The following is a 25,044-nucleotide window of genomic DNA, read 5'->3' on the forward strand; positions in this document are numbered from 1 at the left end:
CTATTATAATGGGGTACTGGGAACCAACTCTAAGCTTAGTGAGGTACAATATGACTGCTATTCAAGTACAAGACTTACGCAAAACATTTAAAGTACAAAAAAACCGCGAGGGTCTCAAAGGGGCCTTCGCTGATTTGTTTAAAAGGGAATATACGGAAGTGACTGCGGTGAAGGACATTTCCTTTTCCATTCCTGAAGGGGAGATCTGTGGTTATATCGGCGAGAACGGTGCTGGGAAATCGACCACGATCAAAATGCTCACAGGTATTCTCGTGCCGACTTCCGGAAACCTGACAGTAGGTGGGTATGTTCCGTATTTGGAGCGCGAGAAATTCGTGAAAAATATCGGCGTGGTATTCGGGCAACGCAGTCAGCTATGGTGGGACATTGGCGTGATTGAGTCGTTCCAGCTCCTACGCAAGGTTTACCGGGTGTCTGAACAAGATTTCAAGAAACGGCTGGATGAATTGGTCGAACGGCTGCAGCTGCAAGAACTGCTGAATCGTCCGGTTCGTAAGCTTAGTCTAGGTCAGCGGATGCGTTGTGAATTAGTAGCAGCATTGCTTCATAATCCGTCGATTGTATTTCTGGATGAGCCGACTATTGGCTTAGATATTGTGGTGAAGTCAGAGATCCGTGAATTCCTAAAAGATATGAACCGCGAGCATGGGACAACCATACTGCTGACAACACATGACCTGCAAGATATTGAGGCGCTTTGCTCCCGAGTGATAATGCTTGATGATGGCCGTATCATTTATGACGGAGGACTGGAAGACCTGAAGCAGCGCTGGGGAACCGGACGTGAGGTTCAATTTCAATTTGGAAATGCTACGAAACGTCAGCAACTTGAGTTATGGACAGAGGGGTTGCCTGTTATTTGGTCTGCGGAGAACGATCTAGGGGCGTCTGTCTGGATACCGCTAGAGCTAAATGTATCGGATGTATTAGGAAGAGTAGTGGGAAAAGCAGACATTACTGATATCAAAATCATTGAGACCAATACGGACGATATTGTTCGCAGTATTTATCAATCCGGGTCTGCAGACAAGCCTGATGAAATGGCTGCCGCTCTGAAGGATGAAAGAGAGGCTTTACATGTCTGATAAGCTTAATCCTGCAACAGCTATGTCTTCCACCTCAGGAGGTTCATCTTCTGGCGGTCCTCAGGAGAATAGCCGTAAATTACTATTCGGGGCTTACTTAGATTTTATACGCATCCGTTTCCTTACCATGCTTGCTTATCGGATTAATTACTACTCAGGTATTCTTATCTATTCACTGAATATTGGGGTTAACTATTTCACTTGGATGGCCATCTATGGCAATGGGGATTCATTGGGTGGCTTTACTGCAACGCAAATGACATCATATGTTGCTGTGTCGTGGATGGCTAGAGCCTTTTATTTTAATAACCTAGACCGCGAGATCTCTACGGATATCCGTGATGGAAGTATCGCTATCCAGTTTATAAGGCCCTATAACTATGTCTTAGTCAAAATGATGCAAGGTCTTGGAGAGGGAATGTTCCGCTTCCTCTTATTTATGATTCCCGGCATGGCCATAGCGATGTTGCTGTTCCCGGTACAATTGCCAACAGCGCCATCTGCTTGGGCAGGGTTTCTGGTGATGCTCTTTTTCAGCTTTTTAATTAATTCACAGATCAATATCATTACAGGGCTCTCGGCATTTTTCGTGGAAAATAATGAAGGCATGATGCGAATGAAGCGGGTGATTGTAGACTTATTCTCCGGCTTAATCGTACCGATCAGTCTGTTTCCTAACTGGTTATCTTCCGTACTTGAGGTGCTGCCGTTTCAGGCGATTACCTACTTGCCAGGTTCAGTGTTTACGGGACGGGTGCAAGGGGTTGGAATATGGAATGTATTAGGGATACAAATTATTTGGTTCCTGGTATTGCTGATTCCAATTGTCTGGTTATATCATGCGGCGCGGCAGCGTCTCTTCGTGCAGGGAGGTTGAGGAAACATGTATTACCTGGGATTATTAATTGAATATATCAAAAACTATATGAAGAGCCGGCTCACCTATCGCGCTGACTTTTGGGTAGAGGTCATTTCAGACTTACTTTTTCAAGCTACCAACTTTATCTTTATTCTCGTGATTTTTATGCATACAGATAGCCTGGGCGGCTGGAATCAGAATGAAGTAGTGTTCGTTTATGGATTCTTTATGGTGCCTTTTGGGGTGTTTAGTTGTTTTGTGAATCTATGGGGATTTAGTGAACGTTATATCGTTAAAGGTGAGATGGACCGTATTTTAACACGCCCAGCTCATAATTTGTTCCAGATCTTTTTGGAAAATGTTGATCCACCAGCACTTATGGGATCATTCATAGGTATTATTATAATGGCCATCAGTGGCAGCAATCTGGGTCTTCCCTTTGAATGGTGGACGATACCGGCTCTGATCATTCTGACGTTAAGTGCGGTCGCCATCTATACGGGGATTTATACAACGTTGACTTCATTATCTTTCTATTCGGATGCTCCTACTGGGATTCTTCCGTTAATGTACAACATTCAGACTTATGGCCGTTACCCGGTAACGATTTACAATCGTGCTATACAGGTATTGCTTACTTGGATCATTCCATTTGCATTCGTCGGAGTGTATCCAGCCGCGCTTTTTCTGCAGCGGAAGGAGATGACCAGCCTTGCTCTGATGACACCTGTAGTAGGCGCTATATTCCTGGGGATTGGTTTGTTAGCGTGGAGTTATGGCGTACGAAGATATAAAGGTGCGGGCTCTTAAGTTAAGCTAGTGTTTTGTTAAGTTGGAAAGGCTACCTTCGGGTAGTCTTTTTTTTCACCCGGAATTCATGAATATGCTAAAATCATTAATATCTACATTGGGGAGGAATCATAGATGAATGTGTTAGATATTTTACCAGCACCCGAAAACTTAAAAAAACTTATGAAAATACTTGCTTCTCTAAATATTGTCTTATGTCCAGAGGACTGGCTTCGCTATCATAGTTTTGATTCTATATTTGATAAGAATGTTTCTCTAGCATCGATCGATAATGGCTCAGGTGATAATTTGTTTATTATTTTTACACCTCAAGGAACGATAATTAAAGGTTTTGATCATGAGTCCGAAGTAAGTCCATATGCGCGTGACGAACATGAAGTTTGGCCAGGAATCTATGAAGAGGTCCCAACCTCGCTATTGTCTTTACTGGAAGATGAGGCGATAGCTAAGGATGATGTTACTTTTTGTTTTTGGCGTGAAAATAACGACTTGACGTGGCAGAAGGGGAAGGTAGAAATTCCAGCGGAGGTAGAAGATGGTTCGGACTTTTTGCTAGGGACTATTTTCCGCACAGCTGAGGATTTTGTGGAATTTGCCGAAGGTTATTTTGAACTCACACTCCCTTTAGAGGTCGTTGCACAAGTTTATGAGGGTGCAGCCATTACCAAAGAGATGATCAAAGCGTTAAATCCTGATGGTGATGTAGAGACAATTCTTCAGGAATTAGCGGAGCTAGACACTTAGGGACTTATCAATTTTGAAAATAAAGGGGGATGCGTAATGGAACTTTACGTGGAAAAGTTGAATGCTGATGCTGCTAGGGATATTTTAAGCTGGCAATATGATCCACCCTATGATTTTTACAATAATGAAACAACTCCTGAAGCTATAAGTGAAATGCTAGAGGAAGCATTTTTTTCTGTACTTGATGCAAATAAACAATTGATCGGATTCTTCTGTGTAGGAAGTCCGGCACAGGTTCCAAATGATAAATATACATATTCTCAGGATTTTATAGATGTGGGTTTAGGAATGAAGCCAGAGTTAACCGGACAGGGGAATGGGACTCTATTTTTCACAACAGTCCTTAACTATATTAATGAGAGATTCGAGGAAAAACCAAAGCGGCTGACAGTGGCGAAGTTCAACGATAGAGCGATACGCTTGTATGAAAAACTAGGATTTAGCCGGGAAGCTGAAATCGTTAAAGGAACTACAGAATTTATTATTATGATTTGTAATGAAAATGACAATCTTACTCCCCTGTATGAGCGGGCAAAACCCGGCGAAATAATTACTATTGGCTCTTATCCGCAAATGGCGGACGGAGCAGAAAAAATGCCGATAAAGTGGCGGGTGCTGCAAAATTCAGGTAGAGAGCTGTTCATTTTAAGCGAGTACATTTTGGACTGCAGGCGGTATCACGGTGAATATGTTGATGTTACATGGCATGACTCCGATTTGCGAAAGTGGTTGAACGATGATTTTTATAATGCCGCTTTTAATGACTCCGAGCACAGGCTCATCAAGACTACACAATGCTCAGATAACGGAGAGGGAAGTATAAACACGGAAGATAAGATTTTTCTGCTCAGTTTTTCGGAGGCGAATGAATGGACCTTTAAGCTTGGTGAAGATACTTTACGTGCGAAGCGTAGGGCGATAGGAACGGGATTCTCCAAAGTGAAAAAGAACGATGGATGTAAATTATATGTGTATGATAAAAAAGTCAAAGCTGATTATATCCTTGAGAAGGATGAAGAGTTTGGCTGCTCATGGTGGTGGCTGAGAACTCAACCTGCGATTTCTTCACGTGCGTATTTTGTAGGTACCCGTAGCAGTATTCGCAGTTACGGACATGTCAACTTAGCTTGTTACGGTGTGCGCCCAGCTTTAATCCTTAATTATTAAGCTCTTTCTACAACATCGTTTCATGGGAAGCGAATCTTACCACAGAAACAAAACAGCCTGAACCCTAGGAAAACAGGACTCAGGCTGTTTATTATTGTTTCTATTTCATGGAATTAGATTTGTCTTTAGCATTGAGTGTAGCAATCAGTTTCTCGCCTTCGACATCCAGGTTTGGCAGAATACGGTCGAGCCATTTTGGAAGTGCCCAAGCTTTGTTGCCGAAAATAGACATTACAGCAGGAACTAATCCCATCCGAATAATGAAAGCATCGATTAAGATCCCTACGGCCAGTGTAAAGCCGATTTGTTTAATCATGACATCATCCGTAAAAATAAACCCTGCAAAAACGGAGATCATAATTATAGCAGCACCTACTACGACACGGCTCACCTGGTTGTATCCATGAACAACGGACTCTGATCCCTCATGACCATGAACGTACGATTCACGCATGGAACTGACAAGGAAAACCTGATAGTCCATCGCGAGCCCATACAGGATACCCGTAACGATGATTGGCATAAAGCTTAGCAATGGTCCACCGGTGTCAAAACCGAAGAGAGAATGGAGCCAGCCCCATTGGAACACGGCTGTGGTGATCCCGAAGGTAGCGAGTATGCTAAGCAGAAAGCCGATCGTAGCTTTGATAGGAACGATAATCGAACGAAATACCAACAGAAGAATAATGAGTGATAGGAGAATGATGATTCCTACATAAATGGGAAATACATCTGCCAGTTTGGCCGACATATCGATGTTAACAGCGGTAAAGCCGGTAACCCCGAGTCTAACATCATTACTTTGAGCGATACTAGATTCCGTAGCCCGTAAATCATTCACCAGATTTTTGGTTGTTATATCGCTAGGACCCGTTTCTGGAATCAGACTGAAGATAGCCAAATCCTTAGTCATGCCCAGAGGAGTGACCTGCGCGACATTCTTTTGAGCTTGAAGCTCTTTTATAAGATTTCCCAGGAGCTCCGGAGTGACTGGAGTGGAAGAATTCTTTGGTTCTGCAACCAGAATAAGCGGTCCGTTAAACCCCTCTCCAAAACCCTCGGATATTGCATCATAACTTTGTCTTGCTACCGTGTCCAAATTCGCAGAGGCAGCTCCGGGAATGCCCATTTCCATTTTCGCTATGGGGGTTGCTGCTACGCCAAGTACCACGACGATGGCAACAATAGTGACCCAACGATACTTGATGACGAATTTAACCCATCTATCCGCTATACCGTGGTTACCCATTTTATGATGATCCTTGTTTTTATTGCGAGCTTTAGGCGAACAGATGCGTTCACCCACCAATCCGAGCAATGCCGGTAATAAGGTTAAGGCAACAAATACGTTGATGAGGACGGTAGCGGCTGCTACTAACGCCATCGTAGATAAGAAAGTGAGCCCGATTACAAGCATACCGCAGAGAGCGATAATAACCGTCAAACCGGCGAAAAATACGGCGCTGCCGGATGTGCCAATTGCTCTAGCCGCAGCTTCTTGTGCGCTTAATCCTTGATCAATAATCATCCGGCGTTGGCGATTTACAATGAAAAGAGCATAATCGATTCCGACGGCTAAACCAATCATAAGCGCCAAGACGGAAGTGACACTAGGCATTTCAATGAATTTGGAAATAGAAAATGCTCCACCTACACCAATGCCGACTCCAAGCAATGCAGTTATAAGGGGCAAACCTGCTGCAACGACAGAGCCAAGCGTCACCAGCAAAACAATTGCAGCAATGACAAGTCCGACAATCTCAGCTGATCCTACACCGATCGATACTGATTTGAGTGTCTCACCCGGCAGTACAGTAATGTTGGTATCTTTCTCGACATTCTTGACGGTATCAATTACAGAATCAAAAATATCTTGAGAGATAGCAGATTGCTCAATAGTAAACTGGAATTGGAACAAAGCAATTCTACCGTCTGCGGAAAGAATAACACCAGGCACAGGAACGCCATCTGCCATCAGAGGACCATAGGAAAGGGGCGCTGTGGCTGCTGCAGACTGATCCATACTGGCAGCCTGAGTTGCTTCAGTAGTTGAACTACTTGCTTCCGCTGCATAATCCGCAGGATTAATTACTTCGTTTATACCGTAAACCTCATTAACACCCTTAGTGATCGCTGCCAGACGTTCTGGCGTATCCAATCGCTCGTTTTGAGGTGCTTTGAACACGACACTCCCTTGTCCACCAGATGCAGCCGGAAGTTCTGTTGCTAATTGATCCAAAATCTTTTGCGATTCTGTGCCTTCAATCTTCATTTCCGAACTGATATGCACACCATTCATGCTGATCATAGAGATGACAATTCCTAAAATTAAAATCCAACCTAAAATGAAGTATCCAGGTTTGCGATAAGCGTTTTTTCCCACTCTGTATAATAATGTTGACATGTATCTATTTTACACTCCCTCTATGATTAAAACTGATGGTTAGCCTATTAGAATCCGTTGCGTAAATAACCGTAAATAGTTTCCAAAAATTGATCAAAGGTAAGCGTTTCAGGACTTGGATTGTTGCTCGTCGTCTGTCCCGGAAGCTGTACATTAAGTTTTCCTTCAATCAAAGGAAGTACAGTTCCATATACTGAGTTAATAAGCAGATAAGTATAGACCTCGTCATACTTTCCATTTGACAAGTACAACAATGTTTTTTGTGCTTCAGTTTGCGTAAGATGTATGGCTCTTAGAAAATGGGGCTCAAGGGCAGGGAATTCTCGGGAAAGTAATGAAAGCTCACGTAACCTCCCTATAAGCTCAGCTGTAAGTTGCATCTTTATTAGCTGATATAGGGTGTCAAGCAAGGAGGCATTAGCAGGGATTTTGGTGAGCAATTCCTCATACTCATTCGTGTTCCGAACGGTAACTGCTCCCCTCGCAACTGCCTCTTCCTTGCATGTGAAATAGTTTGCGAAAGTTCTTCTGGAGTAGCCGGCTTTTTGCACGATATCTTCAACAACAAAACCGTCCAACCCATGTTCAAGTGCAAGTTCGAATGCCGCTTCAGCTAGCGCTTTTTCAGTGGCTTCTTTTTTGAAATCTCTCAACGTTTGTTTAATCATAATTTTATGTATACACCTCCCATTTGGCTGTTATTGTGGTGAAGATTAGGATTAATGACTATATACTAATGTAAACTTGCCCAAAGTGCAAACTTTCTCATTGGGCAAGTTTATACTTAGGGATCTGCTTATAGAAAACTCTCAGCTGTTACAGACCAGAAAACAGGAAATAAAAATAGAATAATTTCTCTTTATCAACAGATGAAAAGAGTACATAATTACAGACGACCTCATTAACTCTAGAAATATTTTGTGAGAATTATAAAACTGATCTTTTTCAAAGAGGGGAGTTCGTTATATGTATGGAATTCTGGCTGTTTCCGGCCTGTCTTTTCTTCTGGTGGCGGTGTTTACGCCTCTATTAATCTGGACGCTGCATAGACTGAGGTTAACGCAGCCGATTCGTGCCGAGCTTCCAGCAGAGCATCAGGCCAAACGGGGTACACCACTAATGGCAGGGTTGATCCTGCTTATCGGGATAGCGATTTCGCTGCAGTTTCAACCCGGGCCTCTAATGTTACTCTTATGCGTTACGTTTTTGTTGTTTAGTTCAGTCGGATTTTTGGATGATTTCAAAAAGGCTTTTTGGCAAAATCCATCCGGCATCAGTGGTCGCTCAAAACTAGTGCTTCAATTTCTTTTTACTGCAATTATATTATATGTGTTGTTCCATTCGTTCGGCCTGACGAGTGATATCGAGTTATTTAAAGGGCAAAATCTGCAGTTGCCTGTGTACCTTTATGTGGCCATCATTTTGCTGTTTGTGGTCGGCTCCGCGAATGCCATCAATTTTACAGATGGTCTCGATGGGCTACTGATCAATGTTGCCATACCATCGTATTTTTTCTTTTTCATGATTTCGGACAAACCTGAAGTGCAGACATTTTCACTTGTTATGATCGGTTGTCTGCTAGGGCTTTTGCTTTACAATATTTATCCTGCAAGAGCGTTTATGGGCGATACTGGATCACTGGCGATCGGTGGCTCCCTTTCCGTTCTGGCTGTCATTGAAAAGGTTGAGCTTTTGCTTCCGATTTTATTTTTCGTTTATTTTGCGGAGCAGTTGTCGGTCATTTTACAAGTTTGGTACTACAAACGGACGAAGCTGCGGCTATTCCGGATGGCTCCGATCCATTACCATTTCAGCTTAAAATACGGATGGAGTGAGAACAAAATCGTGATGATTTTTGGTTTCATTTCGTGGGTATCCGTACTACTTTGCTGGTTGTTTTGGGAATATTTAATACACTAAACGAACAATTCGATACGAAACATGAATCTACATAATAATATTGCAACAACGAGAGATCGGCATCTTTTGTATTTACAAATCTATAAAAATAGATATAATGGAACACATGGAACCTTTATTGATATTCAAAGCGTTGTCTAACGAGACTCGTAGTCAAATTATGATGTGGCTAAAAACTCCCGAGGAATTTTTTGATGAAAAGCCTTATTTACAACAAGGCCTAAATTTTCGAATCGGGATTTGCGTGGGAGATATTCAAGCTAAAGCGGGGCTTGCACAGTCGGTTATTTCGAGCTATCTATTGACCATGCAAAAAGCTGGTTTGCTGGAATCTGAGCGAATTGGGAAGTGGACGTATTATCGTCGAAACGAAAAGACAATTCAAGAATTTTCCGATTATATTAAAGAGAAACTATAGGAGAGAGGAGGAAGGGCTTTTTTTTGATATTACATATCTACAAATCTAAATATGTAAATATAAATGGAGGATTATTTTAAAATGAAAAAGGTTAACCCTTTACTTATTATTATTTTGGCTTTAGGCGTATTTGGCATTATTACAACGGAAATGGGGATTATAGGTATTCTGCCACAGGTAACTCAAAAATTTAATATATCAACTTCTCAGTCTGGATGGCTTGTAAGTGTATTTGCTTTAGTTGTTGCTATTTCAGGTCCATTTCTGACCTTATTGGCTTCTGGAATTAATCGTAAAGTAATTCTATTAACTGCTGTGCTTATTTTTGCAATTTCAAATATTGTTTATGCGTATACGACCATGTTTGAAGTAATGCTGATTTTCCGTATTATCCCTGCTATTTTTCATCCCGTGTTTTTTTCAGTTGCACTTGTTACCGCTGCCCAACTTGTCCCTCCGGAAAAGAGCACTAAAGCGGTGACAAAGGTTTTCGCCGGAATAACGGTGGGGTTTGCTTTTGGTGTGCCTTTGACTTCTTATCTCGCGGACAAAATTTCGTTAGAAGTCGCTTTTTTATTTGGAGCTTTTGTAAGTATAATTGCCTTTTTAGGAATACTAGCTTGGCTTCCTTCCATGCCAGTTAAAGAAAAAATGTCATATGGTAAACAACTTGGTATTTTACGCAAACCCCTATTGTGGTTAAATATTGTGGCAGTTATTTTTATCTTTGCAGCTATGTTTTCTGTGTACAGTTACTTTGCTGAATATCTTGGGCAGGTAACACATATGAACGGGTCATGGATTAGTATCATGTTGATGGCCTTTGGGATAATCATGATTTTTGGGAATTTTTTATTTGGAAGCCTTTTGCATAAAGGTATTACAAAAACCGTTATTATGTTTCCACTGTTATATGCGGGAACTTACTTGTTCGTGTATTATCTAGGTTCTTATTTCCTTCCGATGGTTGTTATTATAATCATTTGGGGGGCAGTGCATTCCGGTGGATTGATTGTCAGTCAAGCATGGTTAACGACCGAAGCGAAAGAAGCTCCCGAATTCGGTAACAGCTTGTTTATCTCATTTTCCAACCTTGGAATTACTATAGGGACTGCTTTCGGTGGTTGGTTTATTTCTCATGCAGGAATACATCAACTCATCTGGATCGGAATTGTGTTTTCTCTGCTTGCTTTCTTATCGATCATTATCAAAATAAAGATTTCCAAATTAAACGTGGTGGAAGTAGAGTAAAGGCGAAACAGCGATAGCCAAGTATCTTTTTTCTGGTACATGGTTGTCGCTATTTCTATGATTGGTAGTACAGTCTTGTGTTTTTAAGTGTTTTAATTTACTTTTAATAGACCCCATGAAATTACATACGTGTATAAGAAAGAGGTTAACAATGAATAAGATTTATCTAGTAAAAAGCTTTTTAGCCATCACACTCTTACTTGGAACAACAACTGCCTGCAACTTAGCCGAGCAGATTACTTTAGAACCAGTTCCGACGATTACGGCTGATTCCAGTTCTGGTTTGAAGCCTACGCCAGAGAATACAACAGAGGACAACAAACGTTTAATAGATGCAAAGGTAACACGAGTAGTCGATGGTGACACCATGAAGCTGACTATAGGCGGCAAAAAGGAAACCATTCGTTTATTGCTGGTCGATACTCCAGAGTCAGTGAATCCGAATATCCCTGAACCACAGCCATTTTCGCTAGAAGCTTCTGATTTCGCAAAAAAGATGCTTACGGATAAAGATGTACAAATTGAACTAGATGTATCGGAGCGGGACAAATATGGCCGCCTACTTTGTTACCTCTATATAGATGGGAAAATGTTCAATGAGATTCTGCTAGAGCAGGGTTATGCACGTGTAGCCTATGTATTTGCACCTAATACAAAATACGTAGATCAATTTCGAGCGATTCAGGATAAGGCGCGAGAGCGGGGAATAGGTATTTGGAGCATTGAAAATTACGCGCAAGACAATGGTTTTCATGTGCAGAAAAAGAAATAAGCTTTAATTAGAAGAAAGGATGTAGTTTTTTGAGCGATTATATTATGGAGTTAAGAAAGCTGGTAGGTACCAGACCGCTTATAATGGCAGGTGCCTGTGTTTTATTGTGCAGCAATCATCAATTATTATTGCAACGTAGAATGGACAACGGATGCTGGGGTCTGCCAGGTGGCTCGATGGAGCTTGGGGAGACTTTAGAAGAGGTCGCTAAGAGGGAGCTTTTTGAGGAAACAGGCTTAACAGCCAAAGGTCTTGAATTGTTCGACATGTTCTCTGGAAAAGATCTTTATTATAAATATCCGCACGGTGATGAAGTATATAATGTTGTGGTTGCATATCTATGCACAGACTTTGATGGAGAGCTAGAAGTAGATGGAATTGAAGTGCAAGAATTGCGTTTTTTTAGTTATGAAGAATTGCCAAGCGAGCTGTCTCCTCCTGATGTTCCCGTCATTAAGAGGTTTTTGGATCGTTTTATTTGTAACTGAACCGGCTAACGAAACCACATCTCACTCAAAGCGTCACCTTTCCCTGGGTATGTTAATAAGATGAACAATGAAACATGACATCAGCCCGGAAAGGTGTGCGATTATGGACGGAACAATCCTGAATTTCTTTGCTGGCGGCAACACAGCTCACGGCTTCTCTAACCTCTATGAGTCGTCATTGCAAGGTTTAACACGTTTGTTTGTTTTAAAAGGAGGCCCCGGTACGGGGAAAACTAGAATCATTCGAGAAATCGGAGATCTCCTGGTTCAACAAGGTTATGAGATCTGGTTAATTCACACAGCGTCAGATAATGATTCACTCGACGGAGTGGTTATTCCTGAATTAAAAGTAGGAATTATAGATGGTACGGCTCCACGGGTTATTAAGCCAGAAGTGCCTGAAGAGGCCATCGTACATGTGAATTTGGAGCAGGCCGTCGATACGCTCCAGTTAAGCCAGCGTTGTGTTGAGATCGACAGCTTAGTTGATCAGTACACGGAAGAGCATGAACTCGCTTATTCAGGCTTTGCTGAAGCACTCCGCATTCATGACGAATGGGAAGCGATTTATATTGCGACAATGAATTTCCAAGCCGCTGATGAGCTGACTCAGGAGTATATTCAACTTCTGTATGGTGATCAGAACTTCGAAAAAGCAAGCCGGGTGGATCACCGTTTTTTAGGTGCAGCTACGCCTAAGGGTGCCGTGGATTTTGTACCTAATTTAACCGCAGGCCTAAAAAGATATCTCGTAAAAGGTCGCGCGGGTTCCGGTAAATCTACACTTTTAAAAAAATTGGCGGCTGAAGGAATAAAACGTGGTGTCAATGTTGAGATTTACCACTGTGGTTTTGATCCGAACAGTCTTGATATGATTATCGTACGCGAGCTTGGGTTTGCTATTTTTGACAGTACAGCTCCGCATGAGTATTTCCCTGACCGTGCCTCTGACGAGATTGTTGATATGTATTCACGGTGCATACAGCCAGGTACGGATGAAGCTTTTGCCGAAGCCATCGCAGGTATTAAAGAGCGATATTCCAGCACCATGAAACAATCCATTCAACATCTGACAGATGCCAAAGTATTTTTGGATGAGTTAAAGACAATCTATGCCGCAGCTACAGATTTTGACCATGTAGATCAGATTAAATCCCAAATTCAACAAGAAATCATCGGGATTGTGGAAAGTCCTCAGGAGGTTTAACCTTCTTAAAGATCGCTCTCTTAGCGGGCGGTCTTTTTTCTATGTCAAGAAATTGGTAGGGTACATACGCACCCGTGCGGTTATTTCCACCAGAATTGTATTCAAGTATGCTCTCTCTAGGGACAACGATAAGGGAGAGAGAAACTTATGAGTGATCAGAAAGTGATGTTTAGAACGGGTCTTAAGGATTCTGTAGCTATTGTTGCAGGATTTATTCCTGCTTGTTTTACGTTTGGATTGGTCGGTAAGGGATTAGGCCTGGGGAGTCTGGAAGTGTTCTTATTGTCAGCGCTCGTATTTGCGGGAGCCAGCCAATTTATTGGCGTAAAAATGCTTGCCGCTGGGGCCGCCGCTCCAATGATCCTGCTGCTTACGTTGATCATTAATTTAAGATATTTGTTTATCAGCCTATCTTTTGGGGGTCAGCTTGACCGTACAATCAATCCACTGGCAAAAGTCTGGATTGGATTCAGTTTAACAGAAGAAGTGTACGCTGTTAGTATGATCCCCCGCAATCATTCAAAAGAAAATATAACTCTTCTATATTTGCTGGGTCTACAAATTCCTCCGTATATAGCAAATTTGCTGGCAACAGCTGCGGGAATATCGCTGGCATCCTACATTCCGGCTATATACTTACCTGCTTTGAACACCTCATTATATGCCTTACTGATAGCACTAGTAGTGCCACAACTAAAGGGAAGCCTTCGGAATTTGGCCATATGTTTAGCAGCGGCGGGTTCTTCATGGCTCCTACATCCCGTACTTGGAAACTCCTCGATACTTGCAGCTATGTTAATGGGTATGGCAGTAGGCTCCTTATTTCGAGAGCAAGCTGAAGTAGAAAAGGAGGTATCCGTATGACTATTCTGATCATTATCGGGATGGCAATCCTTACATTTTCATTTCGTTTTGTACCTTTGCTGCTGACAAAGCATACGAATGGCTCTTCCAAAGTCCAAGCTTTGTTGGAATATTTGCCTATCGCGGTTCTTAGTGCTTTAACGGTTCCTGGGATATTTCAGGTGGACGCAGATGACAATCTTGTAGGTATCGCTTCGGGTATAGTCGCTGTTATACTGGTATTAATTAGGAAAATCCCGCTGTTACTCGTGATCTTAGGTGCTGTTTCTGCAGCACTAATTGTAAAAATCCTTATTATGAACCATTAAGAAAACCCGGATTAGAAGGGTAGGAAATCTTATGAAGCATGATTTGCTGATTACTCTCGATAAACAAAGACCCATTCCATTAAGCCGTCAAATTTATGAGCAGATTCGTAATGCTATCCATTCAGGAGCTTTAAGTGGGGGGGATTCACTGCCTCCATCAAGGACTTTGGCTAATCAACTGGAAGTATCCAGAAGTGTAATTCTTCAATCCTACGAGCTACTTCAAGCAGAGGGTTATCTGGAGATGAGAAAAGGGGCAGGAACCTATATAGCGGGACTGCCGGTGGAAGAGAAAGATCCCCAGAATTCTGAGAACCCTTACAATTTTATAACGAAAGGTCCTGATTTCCTTACACTCAATCCTACTTCTATTATAGAAAACGACTTGAACACAGTATTATGTAATTTTCGGCACGGTGTACCTGCATGGGACGCTTTTCCAATGGATCAGTGGCAAAAAGCATTAATGAATGCCTGTCGTCGTGCATCTCCTGATACTTTGGGTTACGGCCCGGTCGAGGGCTCTTTGGGACTACGCCAAGAGATTGCACGTTTATTACGGTCCACACGTTCGATGCCCGTGGTTCCGGAGCAAATTGTGATTACATCCGGGGCAACGCAGGCATTGGATATATTATCGAGAATTTTTGTTTCAAAAGGTGATCATGTTATTGTTGAAGATCCATCACATAACGTTGTGCGGGAGATTTTTTCGTTCGCTGGAGCGGTGGTTACACCCATCAGAGTTGACCTAGAGGGTATCTCTGTAGATGAGCTCCAAGCAAGGTGTGATCACATCAAAGATGGTCCTCATAAAAAACCAAAACTAGCTTATGTCACTCCTTCGCATCAGTTTCCTTTTGGGGTGACCCTGTCGATGAAACGAAGAGTGCAGTTACTGGAATGGGCCAAAGCCAATCAAGCTTTTATTATTGAAGATGATTATGATAGTGAATACAGGTACGAGGGTTCGAAGCTATCATCACTTGCTGGACTAGATGTGGACGGTAGAGTAATTTATGTAGGCAGTTTTAGTAAAGTGTTATTTCCTTCTCTGCGCATAGGTTATGTTGTATTGCCTCCGACTCTGATTCAACCTTTTTTGGCGGTCAAATGGATAACAGATCGTATGTCTTCTGCTCTGGATCAGGAAGCGTTGGCGGAATTTATTCAGAATGGACATTATGCAAGGCATGTTACGCAGATGGGGAAACTTTATGCTGCCCGCAGGGCTTGTCTAGTAAAAAGTTTGGATGCTGAATTTGGCAGTCGTGTCCGCTATTATGGGGAAGAGGCGGGTCTTCATTTATTGATTGAGCTGGAATCCAATGCCGAAGAGCATCGCATAGCTGAATTGGCGTTACGATATGGAGTTCGGGTCTATCCTGCGTCTTCTTATTTTGTGGGCAGTAAACCTCAAGGTCCTGTCTTTCTACTTGGTTATTCTAATCTCACCGAGAATCAGATTAAGATGGGTGTGAACCGCTTGATGTTAGCTGAAACGGAAGCGGCAGTTAGTACTAGAACTTAATCGAAAGCGATAGAATATCTAATTCTGGAGGTTTTTATGAAACGGTATATGTTAGGGATTGATCTTGGCGGAACCAATATTAAAGCAGGGATTTACGATACTGATTTTATAGCTGTAAAAGAAAGATCTATACCAACAGAGGCTGCTAAGGGCCCAGCCCATGTGTTGGGACGGATTAGAGAAGCTGTACGTTTAATCACGGATGAAGCGAATATTGCATTGGATTTGGTAGAAGGAATGGGGATCGGAGTGCCGGGATTACTGGATCCAGTAACGGGAATTTCTTTTTTCTCACCGAATTTTCCGGATTGGGAGCATGTACATGTTGTAGATGAGATGAAAAAATTCTATGACTTTCCTACTTTTATTGATAACGATGTTAGGGTTAATCTTTATGGTGAATGGCAACAAGGTGCAGGGAGAGGGTATAACAATCTGGTTCTGATTACCTTGGGAACGGGATTAGGGTCGGGTATTGTGAACGATGGAAAAGTGATCTACGGTACATCTTATAGCGCTGGTGAAATTGGGCATATGAATATGTACAGGAACGGGCGTCCCTGCAAATGTGGAAGCTCCGGTTGTTTGGGGCGTTATGTATCCGCGATTGGCATGGTGAATACTTTTAAAGAGAAGCTGAAAGAAGGACGAACAAGTGTTATTCAGACTTGGACTAAGGATCAAGATGAGCAAATTACCGCGTTAATGATATCTGAGGCTTACGAACTTGGAGACGCTCTCTCTATGGAAGTAATGCAGGAGACTGGAACTATACTTGGATTTGGATTAGCGAATGTTGTGAATATCCTCAACCCGGATCTTATTATTGTAGGTGGGGGAATGGCAGCTGCGGGAGATAAATTGCTCCAATCTGTAAGAGAGACTGTACATCAGCATGCGTTGAAGCTATCAAGCAGGAAGTGTGAAATTGTTCAAGCAGAGCTTGGGAGTCGGGCAGGAACTATAGGTGCGGCCTCTTATGCGTATAGTAAGCTGCAAGATGCAGGGAAATTAAACTTTGCTTAGTGTTATTTGTTTTTTTACATGAAATGGAACCAGATTGAGCCACCCGGAATACAACTGTATAAAACCGTGGAGGTGCTCTTATGTTTGCAATCATGCAATTAATAGGTGGAGTGATTCTTTCTTTGGGATGGATCCCGCAGATTGTTCAAATCCTCAAATCAAAATCCGTAGCCGATTTAAATCTCAAATCGTATTTACTTATGCTGCTCGGGATTAGTCTAATGGAAGCTTATGCGATCAGTTTGGCGGTTACGGGGGTTGGATTAGCTTTTTTGATTACGAATACGATGTCTTTATGTGTTGTATTGCTGGTTATTATTCTAGTGATTAAATATCGAACAAGACCATGAATGAAGCTTATAAATTTAATCTAGAAAGTGAATGCAGGAGGTTAATTTGCGCGAAAAAAATTATACATATGAAATCGATGCCGTAACTTTTCAATTACAGGAAGCCTGTGATTTTGCTTGGTTAACTAAGCTGGGAAAAGTGTTTAAAGTATTCGATCAGCAAGACTCCGGAAATCTTTCTTTTGCTGTGGAGCAGCATGGGAAGAAGTATTTTGTGAAATTTGCTGGGGCGAGACCTTTGACTTATGCCGGGAATCCTCAGGATGCTGTTAACCGTTTAATTGAAGCTATTCCGTTATATCACGAACTTAGATATGATACGCTGATCCCGCTACTGTCGCATTTTGAAGTTGAGTCGGGGTATGTAGCAGTTTTTGATTGGTTTGCAGGTGAATGTTTACATTCGCATTGGCTGTTTGCGGGAGAAGCGAAGCTGAGTCACCCGGAGTCGCCTTTTTTTCGTTATAAGCAATTATCCGTTGAAAAACGTCTGTCTTCATTAGATGTAATCATTTCGTTTCATGAACATGTGGAGTTACAGGGTTATGTGGCTGTTGATTTTTATGATGGAAGTATTCTATATGATTTTGTAAACGATGAAACTAAAATTTGTGATATTGATTATTATAGACTAAAGCCTACTGTAAATGATCTGGGAGAGAACTTCTGGGGTTCATCCAGATTCAAGTCACCGGAAGAGTTTAGCTTGGATGCGCCGATTGATGAAGTTACGAATGTATTTAATATGGGCGCCACAGCATTTGTTTTATTAGGAGGAGCATCCGATCGATCGTTTGTAAAATGGGAAACCAGTCAAGCCCTCTACGAGGTAGCTTTACGGGCCGTCAGTGCGGTGAGGGAGCAGCGGTATCGGAATGTAGCAGAATTTAAATTGGCATGGGATGCGGCAAAGAATGTTTGAGGCTGGTGGGAAGGCGAGGGATATAATTGCAGGTAAACTTTTTTGAGTTGGATAAGGAAAAAGAAGTTGACCTGAAGTACGTTGCTATTATGGTTAAACATGGTGAAGAATGGATCTTAGCGAGACATCAGGACCGTTCGACGTGGGAGTTTGCCGGAGGGCATATAGAGGTTGGCGAAACCCCGGAGCAGGCTGCTGCCAGAGAATTATATGAAGAAACGGGTGCGGAACAATTCTCACTTTTTCCAATAGCTATTTATAGGGTCACTAGTATCGACGCTCCAGAAAATTATGGTAAGTTATATTTTGCAAATGTGGAACAGTTCGCAGAACTTCCTCCTTATGAGATGGCAGAAATCAGAGGATTTACTGAGATACCAAAAGAGCTGACGTATCCCTTGATTTACCCAGCTTTGATATTAAAAGTTCAGGATTTCATTAACCATTCATCTTCAGCTGTAGGATAAGAATGATAGCCCTGCTGTTGTCACATGATATGATTAATAAATAGAACAAGCAGGAGGGATTTCATTGAAAAGAGACATTCAGCATGTACCCTATGGCTATGAGCCACCAGTTGAGCAACGTAAAGGGACTTTAGTGTTTTACGACTCTTTTGAACATATAACAGATCAAGAGCTTGAATTGGCGGCAAAAACTGCAACAGACCGGCGTTTCACCAAACTGGTGTTATATCCACTTCATGAGGAAACGGTGCGACGGATGACCAAAGAGCCGGTGAGCGCTTATTATAAGCGAGAGGACCGGCTGCATGAATGGAAAAGGGAGCAAGGGCGTAGCTTTATTACGGTAGAGAGTTTGGAAGGAAAACGAAAGAAGTATACTCCGCTTGATTCAGCGCTGCGGCATCTTTTGGAGATCTATCCTTCGCCGATTTTTCTGTATTTAACGCCTGAGGTGGCGAATCAGTTTGCATCTTATTCTTCTTTTGAAGAGTGGATTGTAAAGATTCGGTTATTGTTGCCAGCTGCACCTTCATCACTGCATCCACGGTTACTAAAATTTCGCCATCGTTGGGATGTTGTTGGAGAAGAGAAAGATTAAGATTAAGAAATTTAATTAGTGCTGCTTTGTTTACGTCTGTAATTGTACATTCTCCATTGATAATGGATAAAACATCCGATACAAAAACCTAGGATTGCCACAGTGGCGGCCACCGCAACGAGCGCTGTGAAAATGTAAGCTGCGATCGTCCAGCCAACGATGAAGCTGATCAGACCCCCTGCGAGGCAGAAGACAGCTATGCTTTGATTAAACTGTTGTTGTGACCAGTCTTCGAGTACATAGTGGGAACGCTCTTTTGTCAGAAACCTGGCAGCTAGCTTAATGATGGGATTATAACCGAACAAAAGACCGAGTAATCCGGCAAACAAGGGCAGCGCTAGTATCCAGTGTTGTCCTGTTAGCCATGTTAATATTACAGAAATGACGATAAACGCCTGATTAGTTTTTACTAATGGCCGGGGAATTCCTTTGGGCACGTTTTGCATCTTATTCACACCTTTCTCATTGGAATAATTATAGTATACGCTGGGATTGGGGGAATGGGAAGTAGATAATTTCGTGCGAGAGTGGATTAGTGAGGGATGGAGAAGGTATGGAGTTAGCTGGAGGGGATGGGCTTTAATAGCATCCCACCCATTAAGCACATTACGTCCTCATCTCCTCTCCACAGCACATTGGGTCTTCTCTCCTTCACCTCTTCTGCTTCACTCCATCGGACTCCAGAGTCCTTATTTGCTCGAAATGTAACCTATTGAAAGATTAACGGACTCCATTGCAGCTATGAGCACAAAAAGGGATGAAAACAGTCCGTTTTGAGTGGAATAGCGACGGTGAGGTCCGAAAATGTGTCCAAAAGGCTTTTTTAGCATAAATAGTTGCATCTGAGTCCGATAGAATTGTTAGCTTGAGAGTAGTGTAGTACATGGAAAACAAAAGTGTGGGAGTAAGTGTGAGGCAAGGGAGTGCGCAGATAAATGCATGCGCGGAAATAGTGTGGGCCAAGTGTAAGAACTAATGAAGCTAATAGCTCGATGAGAAGTAAATGTTGTAAAAGGATGCTCGAAGCTAGGAGCTATCGGACCTCAGAGTCCTTATATGCTGGAAAAGTAACCTTTTGAGTCATTATCGGACTCCATTGCAGCTATGAGTACAAAAAGGGATGAAAACAGTTCGGTTTAAGTGGAATAGCGACGGTGAGGTCCGAAAAATTGTGAAAAGACATGATTTAGCGCAAATAGCTGCATCTGAGTCCGATAGGGAGGATGGAGCTAACCCAACCCAACCCAACCCCCACGATCTTCCAACAAAATTACTTTGAATTTAAGTAATTTATGTGTTGACATATCTCTTTGAAATATGGTTTTATTATGTAGACCAATTGTTATAATGCAAAGGAAGTGTCAGCTTGTCGAACAAGCCGAATACGCGTGAGGCGATTTTGGACACAGCTTCGAAATTGTTTTTTTCTCAGGGATATCATGCAACAGGACTGAATCAGATCATTAAAGACAGCGATTCACCGAAGGGGTCACTTTATTACTACTTTCCTCACGGTAAAGAAGAACTGGCTTTAACATGTATTAACCGGACTAGTGAAGTTGTCGCTCAGAAGCTTAGACATCATATGGAGAACAGCAAGAGTGCGTCTGAGGCAATGGAGGATTTCATTCTAGGAATGGCTAAAGATGCTGTGGAATCCTCATACGAAGGGATTGTTCCGTTTAGTTTTTGGTTGGCGGCGGAGACATCCTGTATTAGTGAGGAGCTGCGGACTGCATGTAAATCTGTGTTTATGGACTTGCAGGATGTGATCAAGAAACGTCTTTTGGATGAAGGCGTAGAGAACAAGCCCGCGGCCGATATGGCTTCAGTGGTAATCTCTTTATTTGAAGGGGCGCTTCTCCAGACGCTGACTTTTCGGGATGAACAACCGCTTCTCGCGGCGGCAAAGTTTATCCCAGTAATACTTGGTTAGATACAGACAAATAGACAAGATTATCAGGAGGATTAAGGGTGGAAGCAACTATGCAAGGGAATCAACAAAAAGAGGTCAAGAAGTTTAAGACTATTCCAATTCTTGTCTCTTTATTACTAGCAGGCTTCATCGGAATGTTCAGTGAAACGGCATTAAACGTTGCCTTAAGTGATCTTATGAATGTCCTACAAATTACCCCAGCAACAGCTCAATGGTTGACAACAGCATACCTGCTTACACTGGGTATATTAGTACCAATTTCGGGGATGCTGCTTCAATGGTTCTCGACGAGACAACTGTTTATAGCGGCTTTATGTTTTTCAATCCTAGGAACATTCCTAGCGGCAGTATCACCTAACTTTGAGTTCTTACTTACAGCAAGAGTGGTTCAAGCTATGGGAACAGCGCTTCTGTTACCACTGATGTTTAATACAATCCTTATCATCATTGCTCCTGAAAAACGGGGTGCAGCAATGGGGATGATTGGCCTAGTTATCATGGTTGCTCCGGCGATTGGGCCTACCATTGCTGGACTGCTAATTGAAAGCCTCAGCTGGCACTGGATCTTCTGGTTGTCATTGCCATTCTTAGTGATTGCATTGATATTCGGGATTCTGTTTATGCAGAATGTAACAAAGGTGACGAAACCGAAGATTGATATCCTCTCCATTGTGTTATCTTCACTCGGGTTTGGCGGTATTGTGTTTGGTTTCAGCAGCGCCGGTGAAGAAGCGGGCTGGGGAAGTCCGAAAGTGATCATTGCAGTCATCGTAGGTGTAGTAGCACTGTTATTGTTTGGACTTCGCCAAATGAAGATGAAGGAGCCAATGATTAATCTGCGTGCTTTTAAATATCCAATGTTCGCTATTGGTGTAGCTATGGTATTTATCTGTATGATGGTTATTCTGTCCTCCATGTTGATTCTTCCGATGTACCTTCAACAAGGACAAGGTTATACAGCTTTCAAAGCGGGTCTGTTGCTACTTCCAGGCGGTATTATAAACGGATTGATGTCCCCAATTATGGGTCGCATGTTTGATAAATACGGTCCGAAATGGCTCGTTATTCCAGGTCTGATTATTGCAGCAGTAGCCTTGTGGTTCTTCTCCAGTATTACTGTAGCTTCTACGGTTGTGTTCGTAATCGTACTTCACAGTACGCTTATGATTGGTATTTCAATGGTATTTATGCCGGCACAAACGAATGGTATTAACCAGTTGCCACTAGAACTTTATCCAGATGGTACAGCTATTATGAATACACTGCAGCAGGTTGCTGGTGCCATTGGTACTGCATTAGCAGTCAGCATTATGACGGCGGGTTCAAAAAGCTACATGAAAACTGTGGAGAATCCAGCAGATCCAGCTAATATGTTACCTGCGTTCACGAATGGTGTACAAAATGCTTTTATTTTCGGAATGAGTATGGCGATTGTAGGACTAATTCTTGCTTTCTTCATAAAAAGAGTAGTTGTAAATCATAAAATGAATACCACCATGCATTAATAAATAAATTTGACGCACGAAAAAGTGTTCGAATAGGTTATTTTGTAAAATCCCCTTAGGATAGACAGTGAAAAAAAGTTCATGTTCTCATGGACTTAACACTGTTGATCGAAGGGGATTTTTTTGTTCGCAATAAGAAAGAGGACCACTCCTCGGTAGAATACCGAAAAGCGACCCCACTTAACGCTTTCTTTTTTAAGAAAAATGCTGGGATATATTAGTCAGATATTCTTCTTCGGCCGTATTTTCTTTCATTTGAATAAGCATTTTTGCATCTTCACCAACAACATATCGGAATTGATTAGTCCCATCTGTGGCGGCTTGATAAATTGTTTCCGCAACAATTTCTGGAGGCGAAGCATAGGCAGGTTGTTTTTCCATCTCTCCCAATTTACCCAAAAATGCAGTAGTAAAAGGCTTATATTCCGTTAATGCATCATTAAAAAAGAACTCCATTGATCTACCACCAAAGTCCGTCTGAATGGCACCAGGTTCAATTAACTTTACTTTGATGTTTTGTGATGCTAATTCATAGGATACGGATTCAGTAAAACCTTCTACAGCGAATTTCGTTGAATGATACAGAGACATTGTAGGAAAGGTTACTTTCCCACCCATAGAAGAGATATTGATCAGCAAACCATCTTGGTTAGCTCTAAAATGTGGCAGCATGGCTTTAGTCATACTGATAAGACCAAAAACGTTGACTTCAAACTGTCTTCTGATCTGCTCATCTGTAGCTACTTCTATAAGACCCATTGTTCCATAACCAGCATTATTGAGTAGAACGTCAATTTTACCGAACCGCTCAATCGCCTTCTCTAACGCAGGTTGAATCGTGTCTGCTTTCTCAACATCGAGACGTAACACCAACACATTATCAAGTGTAGTGAATTCACTTTCTTGTTCAGGTGAACGCATCGTGGCTACCACATTCCAGCCTCTTTCAGCAAAATACTTTGCTGTAGTTCTACCGATACCAGAAGAAGCACCCGTTATAAAAATTGTTTTCATTTTCAATTCCTCCTAAAAGTTTTATGAGCGGTACATCTTAACCTGGTTCGTATTAAACTCACTTCGTAAGTACTAACTTCTCCATGTGTAACAATCCCTCAGCAATGGTTGTTAGTTTAGCCTTATATTCTTCTATGCCAATTTGAATGCAGATGATCTGTGCTGGATGCATTTCATCTTTATAAAGCGAATATTGAGCGAGTAATTGATCTAACTTATGTTGTGATTCCTCTTGAGCTTGCTTCAACCAAATAATCACCTTCTCATACCCGACAAATTCACCAAAATAAAGTCTCATCATAAAATCAGATTTTTTAATACTGTCAGCCTCTAGTGGGGCTAGTAAATAGGCATTAAAACTATCTCTTCCTTTATCCGTGATGTTTAAAAGATTTTTATTAGGCTTACCTTCCTGAAGTATGTTTTCCTTAGTAATCAGACCCTCCTTTTCCATGCGAGCAAGTGTAGGGTAAATCGTTCCATAACTAGAACTATAGAAATTAGAGAATATTTCCTCCAATAACTGCTTTATTTCGTATCCAGTCAACGATTTTTTCATAAGCATACCTAAAATAACATCCTGACTGTTCAAAATAGGGCCTCCTTTAAGTTTTGAAATATTTGTATATCGTTATCATAATATATCAGACCAGTATATATTGAGTCAATATATATTGGGTAGATACTTGAGGTTATTTTTATGTATTCATTTGTCTGAAATGAAAATACAGTGGCAGTAGAATGAGGATCACAAGTATGAGGATTATAATAATTAAGAGGCATCACGAAAAAATGACGATCGCTACCTGGCAGAATACCGGGGAGCGATCGTCATTTAATTTTCACTTATTTAATTTTCATTGTGTCCATTCCAGCATATATATTCGTTGTAACTCCACGTTAAGGATCACGATACAGTAGCTACCATCATCTTTTTTCTTATAGTAATACAATCCTCTTTCTTCGAGTTCTATAGGGTTCGCCTGAAATAATTTTTCGTATTTTTCTTTTTCATTAGGATGAATGGCTATCACAGAGTCTTTGAAACTTGATATTCTCTCTTTTATGGGGGCAATAGATTCAACATTGAGGGGATGCCAAAATGCTGCGTCTTTGATTTCTTTGAATTGCTTTTCGTCATAATCTAATACGTAAAAGCTTTCGCCATCCCCATGGAAACTGGGTGGACTTTCAAATATCACCTTTGACTCTGTGGGTTTAGAGAGCGATATGCCCCAATTTATCTTCCACGTCTCATAATAGTTTATCGAATTGTTACGGAGCATATATCCAACGAAAATAAATAGGAAAAGAACGGTAAAACTCAAGATTGTTATTGTTGTTTTTCTCATCGTTGATCTCCTCAACATGCTGCTT

General features: G+C 41.7%; 27 protein-coding genes. 21 read left to right on the top strand and 6 right to left on the bottom strand.

Features of this window, described 5'->3' with window-relative positions; all coding sequences use genetic code 11:
- Window positions 1-50 precede the first annotated feature (50 nt).
- The 5 genes from MHH60_RS00120 to MHH60_RS00140 all read left to right on the top strand — a co-directional run bounded on the left by MHH60_RS00120 (window position 51) and on the right by MHH60_RS00140 (window position 4,686).
- Window positions 51-1,106: an ABC transporter ATP-binding protein gene (locus MHH60_RS00120; RefSeq protein ID WP_076135186.1), complete on the top strand. Its 1,056-nt coding sequence runs from the start codon at window positions 51-53 to the stop codon at window positions 1,104-1,106.
- 127 nt (window positions 1,107-1,233) lie between these two features.
- Window positions 1,234-1,983, top strand: coding sequence for an ABC transporter permease (locus tag MHH60_RS00125; RefSeq protein WP_051491475.1), 750 nt, complete (start codon window positions 1,234-1,236; stop codon window positions 1,981-1,983).
- 6 nt (window positions 1,984-1,989) lie between these two features.
- A complete protein-coding gene (locus tag MHH60_RS00130) occupies window positions 1,990-2,775 on the top strand; it encodes an ABC transporter permease (RefSeq protein ID WP_076135184.1) in 786 nt (261 codons plus the stop codon).
- A 114-nt stretch (window positions 2,776-2,889) separates the two neighbouring features.
- Complete coding sequence (locus MHH60_RS00135; RefSeq protein ID WP_076135183.1) at window positions 2,890-3,519, top strand: hypothetical protein; 630 nt, start codon at window positions 2,890-2,892, stop codon at window positions 3,517-3,519.
- 36 nt (window positions 3,520-3,555) lie between these two features.
- A complete protein-coding gene (locus tag MHH60_RS00140; protein WP_081388980.1) occupies window positions 3,556-4,686 on the top strand; it encodes a GNAT family N-acetyltransferase in 1,131 nt (376 codons plus the stop codon).
- Window positions 4,687-4,786: 100 nt separating this feature from the next.
- Here the strand turns inward: MHH60_RS00140 and MHH60_RS00145 are convergent, their stop codons facing one another.
- Both MHH60_RS00145 and MHH60_RS00150 read right to left on the bottom strand, forming a co-directional pair.
- Window positions 4,787-7,090 carry an MMPL family transporter gene (locus MHH60_RS00145; protein WP_076135181.1) on the bottom strand — a complete coding sequence of 768 codons (2,304 nt, stop codon included), beginning with the start codon at window positions 7,088-7,090 and terminating at the stop codon, window positions 4,787-4,789.
- Between the two features lie 47 nt (window positions 7,091-7,137).
- Window positions 7,138-7,758 (bottom strand): TetR/AcrR family transcriptional regulator, encoded by a 621-nt coding sequence (locus MHH60_RS00150; RefSeq protein WP_076135180.1) that lies wholly within the window; start codon window positions 7,756-7,758, stop codon window positions 7,138-7,140.
- Window positions 7,759-8,056: 298 nt separating this feature from the next.
- Between MHH60_RS00150 and mraY the strand changes: the two genes are divergently transcribed.
- From mraY to MHH60_RS00220, 14 genes are all read left to right on the top strand, one after another.
- On the top strand, window positions 8,057-9,010 hold the full coding sequence (mraY, locus tag MHH60_RS00155) for a phospho-N-acetylmuramoyl-pentapeptide-transferase (RefSeq protein WP_076135177.1): 954 nt from the start codon (window positions 8,057-8,059) through the stop codon (window positions 9,008-9,010).
- A gap of 106 nt (window positions 9,011-9,116) precedes the next feature.
- Window positions 9,117-9,428, top strand: a complete 312-nt coding sequence (locus MHH60_RS00160; protein WP_076135242.1) for an ArsR/SmtB family transcription factor — start codon at window positions 9,117-9,119, stop codon at window positions 9,426-9,428.
- 81 nt (window positions 9,429-9,509) lie between these two features.
- Window positions 9,510-10,679, top strand: coding sequence for an MFS transporter (locus MHH60_RS00165; RefSeq protein ID WP_076135175.1), 1,170 nt, complete (start codon window positions 9,510-9,512; stop codon window positions 10,677-10,679).
- Between the two features lie 151 nt (window positions 10,680-10,830).
- Entirely contained in the window at window positions 10,831-11,451 is a 621-nt protein-coding gene (locus MHH60_RS00170; RefSeq protein ID WP_076135173.1) for a thermonuclease family protein, read from the top strand.
- A 44-nt stretch (window positions 11,452-11,495) separates the two neighbouring features.
- Window positions 11,496-11,939, top strand: coding sequence for an NUDIX hydrolase (locus tag MHH60_RS00175; RefSeq protein ID WP_076135240.1), 444 nt, complete (start codon window positions 11,496-11,498; stop codon window positions 11,937-11,939).
- Between the two features lie 103 nt (window positions 11,940-12,042).
- On the top strand, window positions 12,043-13,146 hold the full coding sequence (locus tag MHH60_RS00180) for a PRK06851 family protein (RefSeq protein ID WP_076135171.1): 1,104 nt from the start codon (window positions 12,043-12,045) through the stop codon (window positions 13,144-13,146).
- A 147-nt stretch (window positions 13,147-13,293) separates the two neighbouring features.
- On the top strand, window positions 13,294-14,010 hold the full coding sequence (locus MHH60_RS00185; RefSeq protein ID WP_076135169.1) for an AzlC family ABC transporter permease: 717 nt from the start codon (window positions 13,294-13,296) through the stop codon (window positions 14,008-14,010).
- Window positions 14,007-14,318, top strand: a complete 312-nt coding sequence (locus tag MHH60_RS00190) for an AzlD domain-containing protein (protein WP_076135167.1) — start codon at window positions 14,007-14,009, stop codon at window positions 14,316-14,318. Before MHH60_RS00185 ends, MHH60_RS00190 begins: the two co-directional genes overlap by 4 nt.
- A gap of 31 nt (window positions 14,319-14,349) precedes the next feature.
- Entirely contained in the window at window positions 14,350-15,849 is a 1,500-nt protein-coding gene (gene pdxR / locus MHH60_RS00195) for a MocR-like pyridoxine biosynthesis transcription factor PdxR (protein WP_076135165.1), read from the top strand.
- A gap of 36 nt (window positions 15,850-15,885) precedes the next feature.
- On the top strand, window positions 15,886-16,875 hold the full coding sequence (locus MHH60_RS00200) for an ROK family protein (protein WP_076135164.1): 990 nt from the start codon (window positions 15,886-15,888) through the stop codon (window positions 16,873-16,875).
- Window positions 16,876-16,955: 80 nt separating this feature from the next.
- Window positions 16,956-17,225, top strand: coding sequence for a PQ-loop domain-containing transporter (locus tag MHH60_RS00205; RefSeq protein ID WP_076126195.1), 270 nt, complete (start codon window positions 16,956-16,958; stop codon window positions 17,223-17,225).
- Window positions 17,226-17,271: 46 nt separating this feature from the next.
- Window positions 17,272-18,147 carry a serine/threonine protein kinase gene (locus MHH60_RS00210; RefSeq protein WP_076135162.1) on the top strand — a complete coding sequence of 292 codons (876 nt, stop codon included), beginning with the start codon at window positions 17,272-17,274 and terminating at the stop codon, window positions 18,145-18,147.
- 47 nt (window positions 18,148-18,194) lie between these two features.
- Window positions 18,195-18,614, top strand: coding sequence for an NUDIX hydrolase (locus MHH60_RS00215; RefSeq protein WP_143766690.1), 420 nt, complete (start codon window positions 18,195-18,197; stop codon window positions 18,612-18,614).
- A gap of 64 nt (window positions 18,615-18,678) precedes the next feature.
- The gene (locus MHH60_RS00220) at window positions 18,679-19,212 is read left to right on the top strand and encodes a hypothetical protein (protein WP_076135159.1); all 534 of its coding nucleotides are present in this window, start codon (window positions 18,679-18,681) and stop codon (window positions 19,210-19,212) included.
- Between the two features lie 11 nt (window positions 19,213-19,223).
- Here MHH60_RS00220 and MHH60_RS00225 read toward each other — a convergent pair whose 3' ends face one another.
- Window positions 19,224-19,658 (bottom strand): DUF4395 domain-containing protein, encoded by a 435-nt coding sequence (locus MHH60_RS00225; protein ID WP_076126204.1) that lies wholly within the window; start codon window positions 19,656-19,658, stop codon window positions 19,224-19,226.
- 920 nt (window positions 19,659-20,578) lie between these two features.
- Between MHH60_RS00225 and MHH60_RS00230 the strand changes: the two genes are divergently transcribed.
- Entirely contained in the window at window positions 20,579-21,148 is a 570-nt protein-coding gene (locus MHH60_RS00230; RefSeq protein ID WP_076135158.1) for a TetR/AcrR family transcriptional regulator, read from the top strand.
- 50 nt (window positions 21,149-21,198) lie between these two features.
- Window positions 21,199-22,653: a DHA2 family efflux MFS transporter permease subunit gene (locus MHH60_RS00235; protein ID WP_076135238.1), complete on the top strand. Its 1,455-nt coding sequence runs from the start codon at window positions 21,199-21,201 to the stop codon at window positions 22,651-22,653.
- Between the two features lie 195 nt (window positions 22,654-22,848).
- On the opposite strand, the gene MHH60_RS00240 is transcribed toward MHH60_RS00235, so the two are convergent.
- The 3 genes from MHH60_RS00240 to MHH60_RS00250 form a co-directional block, all read right to left on the bottom strand.
- Complete coding sequence (locus MHH60_RS00240) at window positions 22,849-23,667, bottom strand: SDR family oxidoreductase (protein ID WP_076135156.1); 819 nt, start codon at window positions 23,665-23,667, stop codon at window positions 22,849-22,851.
- A 58-nt stretch (window positions 23,668-23,725) separates the two neighbouring features.
- The gene (locus MHH60_RS00245; protein WP_081388978.1) at window positions 23,726-24,259 is read right to left on the bottom strand and encodes a PadR family transcriptional regulator; all 534 of its coding nucleotides are present in this window, start codon (window positions 24,257-24,259) and stop codon (window positions 23,726-23,728) included.
- Window positions 24,260-24,524: 265 nt separating this feature from the next.
- A complete protein-coding gene (locus tag MHH60_RS00250; RefSeq protein ID WP_076135155.1) occupies window positions 24,525-25,019 on the bottom strand; it encodes a hypothetical protein in 495 nt (164 codons plus the stop codon).
- Window positions 25,020-25,044: the final 25 nt, after the last annotated feature.

Origin of the sequence: Paenibacillus sp. FSL H7-0716, assembly GCF_038002705.1 — a bacterium.
In the GTDB taxonomy this organism is placed as follows: domain Bacteria; phylum Bacillota; class Bacilli; order Paenibacillales; family Paenibacillaceae; genus Paenibacillus_AQ; species Paenibacillus_AQ odorifer.